General features: G+C 39.8%; 5 protein-coding genes. 2 read left to right on the forward strand and 3 right to left on the reverse strand.

The window, feature by feature from the left end:
- Both F6K37_RS31115 and F6K37_RS31120 read left to right on the forward strand, forming a co-directional pair.
- Nucleotides 1-201, forward strand: a 201-nt coding sequence (locus F6K37_RS31115; RefSeq protein ID WP_287254400.1) for a hypothetical protein, incomplete at its 5' end; no start/stop codon positions are given.
- Between the two features lie 72 nt (nucleotides 202-273).
- Nucleotides 274-438, forward strand: coding sequence for a hypothetical protein (locus F6K37_RS31120; protein ID WP_287254402.1), 165 nt, complete (start codon nucleotides 274-276; stop codon nucleotides 436-438).
- Nucleotides 439-1,591: 1,153 nt separating this feature from the next.
- Here F6K37_RS31120 and F6K37_RS31125 read toward each other — a convergent pair.
- The 3 genes from F6K37_RS31125 to F6K37_RS31135 form a co-directional block, all read right to left on the reverse strand.
- Nucleotides 1,592-2,938, reverse strand: coding sequence for an IS200/IS605 family accessory protein TnpB-related protein (locus tag F6K37_RS31125; RefSeq protein WP_287254407.1), 1,347 nt, complete (start codon nucleotides 2,936-2,938; stop codon nucleotides 1,592-1,594).
- Between the two features lie 293 nt (nucleotides 2,939-3,231).
- Nucleotides 3,232-3,840, reverse strand: coding sequence for a hypothetical protein (locus F6K37_RS31130; protein ID WP_287254404.1), 609 nt, complete (start codon nucleotides 3,838-3,840; stop codon nucleotides 3,232-3,234).
- Between the two features lie 428 nt (nucleotides 3,841-4,268).
- Entirely contained in the window at nucleotides 4,269-4,787 is a 519-nt protein-coding gene (locus F6K37_RS31135) for a hypothetical protein (protein WP_287254405.1), read from the reverse strand.
- Nucleotides 4,788-5,494: the final 707 nt, after the last annotated feature.

Below are 5,494 nucleotides of genomic sequence, written 5' to 3' on the forward strand. Positions count from 1 at the left end.
AATCTCAGAAAAGAAGTGGCAGTGATAAATGAGTTCAAAAAGAATCGGTTGCGCCGTGTACTTGGAGACTTGTTCGCACGGTGCGTTGGGGACGAAGCGGGAGCAATCCCGCTGACTTACCCAATCCTTTACTTTAAGGGGTACCCAGAGCCAGCCTTCGCCCTAGCAAGTACGTCAGGCTGGCTCTTCCCGTGGATTTGAATGTCCACGGTTTCATTGTAACATAAAAATCTTAATATTATAGCATATTTTAAAAACTTTTGTAACAAATTATTGAAAGAGTCGGCAGAGGTACAGTTTTATAGCGCTACGCGCAATGGCATTGGCAAGAGGCAAGAGGCAAGAGGCAAGAGGCAAAGGTGCGCTACGCGCAAGCCCTGGGAGTCGGTAAAAGCGGGAAATGGGGAGAATTATCCCGGAAATTATTGTGTATTTTGATACATATTTTAAGGATTTTATACGTAATCAAAGTACATACTTGCTCCTTTGTAAAAAACCTACCCTTGTAAGTGGAGCACAACCAGGCGATCGCTAAACTCGGTGGTCGTATTTACTATGATTAAAGGAATTTTTCAAAACGTCCTGATATTGACTCAGAAGTAGCGAAGCTTTTTGCAGCTGGTGGATTCATTGGACAAGAGTAATAAGGAGTATTGATGGAATTTTTATCTCATATGTTTAGGAGGTTTGATATACCTTGCTAAATTTTAAAAATTCTGTTAATATACCGCAATGGCGAGAATATAGTATCTTAATTATTTTAAATTTTTCCTGGTAATTATATATAAATTGTGTATTTAAAGTATACGCATACAAGCACACTTATAATTGAAAATATATGGAATTATGTAAGATAACAAGGGGTGCATCTCATTTTTGCTGTTTGACACAGCGTTACGGGGCGGGTCCTCCAAACCCTGGCTACGAGGCGGAAAATGAGGCTCCCCTAACGCACCCTACGCAACTTTTTTACAAAAATGAGATGCAGCCGATAACAAGTATCACTATATCCAAGTTATTCTAATAGGATAGCTTAACTTGAATCACAAATCACAGTAATCAAAAAGTTTTTAATACAAAATTATAATATTGTTGATAAATCTGTATATCCCTATGTTCTAATAATGGCTTTAAGTGGAATACAATATGTATTGTTTTGTATTTATGATGAATTAACTGCCATAAATCATATAAAAATACTATAAATATATAATAAAGATACACGATTAGGAGAAAGGGTTGAACATATCCTTGATAATTACCAGCTGAATAACAAGAGATTTCGTTCAAACCTGAATCAATCATTAATTCCATCATTAATGTACTTATTTTTTAATATAATTGGTGTTTGGTTTAATGTGATTTTTAAAAATTAGTCTAAAATATTTACCATGATGTACTATGGGTTTACCCTAGTTGGCATTAAAGCATCAAAAAAAGCGATTGGCCGTAGGCCACGCTACGCGATGAAGCGAAGCTTCCGCTAAGAGCGATCGCATCAAAGACAAGTAATTAATTACGATCGCTGTTAATTTGGGAAAATTTGCTAGATGAAGCTCCCCCACCTTGTTTTCACAGAGGTGGGGGTGTCCTATGCTAACTTGGAACTACCACTAGTCCATAAGTCACAAAGGCTAGCCCAGCTTCTAGGCGGACGTCCAGAATTTTTACTGGAACGCCCCTCCTCGTCATTTCTGCGAGTGAGTTTAAACACGCCTCTGGCACCGATATTGTAAGCTCCGTTTAAATCTGCGTTAAACTGCTTGCCTGAAGGGAAAGTAGCCAGAGAGTAGTTTTTTGAATGCCGCTTTACCGTACCAGAACCATCAAAAGCTAGCTTGGAAGTATAGGCTGCGATTACATCTATTACTTTTCCGCCTAACTCTACCCATTTCATTTCCGTAAAATCGCGAATCTTTGCTTTAAGCCATCCGTGAAATCTTTGTCTGAGATTAGACCTTTTTCGGCCACCTTTAGGTTTCCACCCTTTAAGATTTTCAAAAACAATGGCTTCTGAATTATAATTTTCCGCAATCTCTACAATTCGCTTGGAAACAACATGGCTAATTTGGTTATTGATTCTTCGGCATTTTTGATAAATGTTAGAACAAAACCCTTTATGCAGTTTTCCGCCCCTACCCATTGTCTTAGAGGCTTTTTTTGATACGGTTCTTAATCGTTTGTCTCTACGGTCTATGTCTCTTCCAAGGTGAATAAAGTCACGATGGATTACAGTGCCGTCATTTCTTACTACTGCCACAGTGGCAGTAGTGTTTATCCCCAAGTCAACAGCAGTTACATTCCTCTCTGGATTTCTTTTGTCTGGCTTGCAACAGAATGGCACTGAAAGGTGACAACCTTTGTCACCCAATATCAAAGAAGGAGACATCATCTTGTTAGCCGCTACCTGATGCCTTTGCCTTAAACCTGTTATTTGAACCCTAGTCCAGACCCACTTCTTTCTCTCAAAAACCTTGATTTCTACTTGGTCAAAGCCGTGTAGCTTATAGCATTGACCTTTGTATAAAGTAGGGTAACATCCTGCTTTTGCATTAAGCCGAGGAGGCTTGCTGATTTTCTTTTTTCTATTACCTCTTTGCCAGTTTTGGTACCTGGTAACAAAACTGGATACTTGCCCTGCCGCAAAGGAAATAGCAGCCCGACGGTAATAGCTAGGGAATTTATAGAAACTGTTTTTAAATTGGGGATATTTTACGCTAGGGCGTTTAGCAGTTTGGTGCATCAACTTTTCTACAGCAGGAGTTAGCTGCTCCGCTGTGAGACTGCCCAGTTCTCCCCAATGAGTATAGATAATTCCCACCAAGTACCGGCAAGCACGACGATAGACTCTTACCGTTTCGCCTAGCAGTGCTTTCTGCTCAGCTGTTGGGTTAAGAGTCCATTTGTCTGTGCGAATTACCTTACCTGGTGTTTTGATCTGTTCCTTTGCTACTATATATCTAGTATATGTGGATATTCTAGATATGTCAACCCCAGACAGCAACAAAAAGAAAAGAATGAGAGGTGTCCCCGTTCATTACAACGAGCTTAAAAAAACACACAATATTATGCTTACAGATACTGTGTGGAAGTGGCTGCAATCTTCTGCAAAAGAATCAGGTACTAGTGTTGGAGAGTTTATAGAGCGTTGGGGAAGAAGTCAAATATCCTAGCGCTCCTTAACCCCCACCTGAACTAGGTGGGGGAATGCGTCGCGAAATTGTTCAAAAATCAGAAATGCTCGTCTTCGGTGTTTGGAACTGCCCAAGGGTTGATGCCATGTTCCCGGAGCTGGCGATCATACTCATCCTGGTAAGATTGCTGGACATCATACTCTTCCCAGGACTGCCGCAACTCCAGTTCCTGCTGTGCGATGGTTTCGTTGGCTGCATTCAACCTTTCTTCTAGTTCCTGCACGTAAGCATCTATTCGTTGACCTCGTTCTTCCATTGTCGCCGTGTCACCAAAAGCATGACGAAAATGATCCTCTAGAGAATCCAAGGCTAGTACACTAAGGATATTGTATGCTTCCTTGTTACCCCTGTAAGAACGGTAATTCCAATAAATGATTACTATTTTCAGTGGCAATCCATTAATCCTGGGTTGTCCAATTAATTGAGTTGAATCTTCTACTTCAAAAGTCTGACTCGTAAACCCCTCTCCCCATATGGTTTTGAAGGCTTTTGAGCGCAAAAAATCTGACACGTTTTGCTTGTTCTCTCCAACGGTTTCCGCTGTCTGGGTTTGAGACATTACGTACATGCCTTTCTTAGTCTTGAAGCCATCAAATTTTTTAAAAGTCCCGATCTGGATTATTGCGTGCGTAACGTATTCTTTCATGGTTAAGATCTAAGTGATTTACTGCAAATCATTTACTTCAGCGATCGCACTTCCCTGTCTAAAAAGGTGCGGTCGCTTTGCATGTCGTCATTGTATTGTAGTCTTTTACTGCCGTCAATGAAAAATCATCGCCATCAAAGTCGGATTGAAAACCAACCTGACTTTCCATTGCCCCACTATCTATCAGCGTTACTATTTGCTATTGTTAATAACACACAAAATTTGTTATAACCACGGCAAATTATTTATTACCACATAAATACATAGCTACAAACACATTAACTACAGATTTAACTTATAAGTCAACAAATTAACATAATTAAAAACAAAAAACTGGTCTACTTCCCTTAAGCTATATTAACAGAAATAAGATGACTTTTATTTATTTTTTATAACTGACAGAAAAGATCACAAAAAATCAAAGGTCATCACCTGGACTCCTTAGGGGAGTTGAATAACCATGCAAGTATACGACCTTGGATAAAGCTGGCGATGGGAATAATTAAAATTATGAGTTTTACTGCCATCTCTTGAGTTATATTGTAGTAGTAGCCAGAAGGCTGATTGTAGTTCTTAAAAATGTTAGCATAATAATGAGCAAAAATCTCCATTATCCAACTATAGAATGCAGTCCAAACTAAGCTGTTAAGAACAATCCACCAAATTACCCGAGTTGTATGCATAAAAAGAGCTACCGATTGGAAGAAAGATAACACTACCCAACCAATTAGGGTCGCAAAAATAGATGCTGTCCAGGTCATGGGTAATCCACTTGGATTCACTAGCAATGTATATTGAGGTCCTATGTACCAACCACAGACAAAAACTATGGTTGGTATGGCAACGTAGACCCCTAACGCAGTCACCACAACCCATATCCAAGCGTCGGAAATGTAACGTCGCAGAACAACCCATTGTGCGATCGCTGGCCAAAACGGTATAAGCATGTACAAAAGCAGATACAGCAGATACAAAACCAGATCATAAAGATTTCCATATAGCGATAAAAGCGATAAAAGCGATAAAAGCGATAAAAGCGATAAACATGACGCAATAGTAATTATCAGACCCGTGGTTGTTGCTATCGTCCACTCGATTATAAATCCCAGACTAGGTGTTCGTTTAAGCATTGGATTCTAAATTCTCTGTTCCCAACTTTAGGATGATGTCTTTGGCAAATTTAAATTAAGGTTGATTTCCCAAATCGATATAATCATACTACGATCGCGGTTCACAAATATCTAGGGAACAGGAATTTTTAACAAGGAATTTATCCCCATCACAAAACTACTTCTAGGAATGTGCTGATCAAGAATGGTTATTGTTGTGGCTTCATCGTAATCATTCATTTGTAATCCATACTTGACATAGCAAATCCCATTCAGGACTTCCGAACATCTGAATCCCCAGGAGTATTACTTACATCGGGCAAACCAAGTTTTTCGACTGTTCTTTTTCCTTAGTTAACGGCTGATAGGTCTTGTGAGCATACGGGTCATATCCCTCAAAACCTGAATAAGTCATCTCACACAATAACCGAGACTTGAGCGGAGAAGGAGGTAAATTTACCGTAAGCATTCAGCAGTCAGCCGTCAGCCGTCAGCCGTCAGCCATTCGCTACGCGAACAGTAGTGTGGCCATAAGCCATAAGCCA

Origin of the sequence: Moorena sp. SIO4E2 (assembly GCF_010671945.1) — a bacterium.
Lineage (GTDB): Bacteria > Cyanobacteriota > Cyanobacteriia > Cyanobacteriales > Coleofasciculaceae > Moorena > Moorena producens.

Bases quoted from the DNA above. Each gene is read 5' to 3' on its own strand.
- F6K37_RS31130 (WP_287254404.1), bottom strand. From the start codon at position 3,840: ATGAAAGAATACGTTACGCACGCAATAATCCAGATCGGGACTTTTAAA.
- F6K37_RS31135 (WP_287254405.1), bottom strand. From the start codon at position 4,787: ATGCTTATACCGTTTTGGCCAGCGATCGCACAATGGGTTGTTCTGCGA.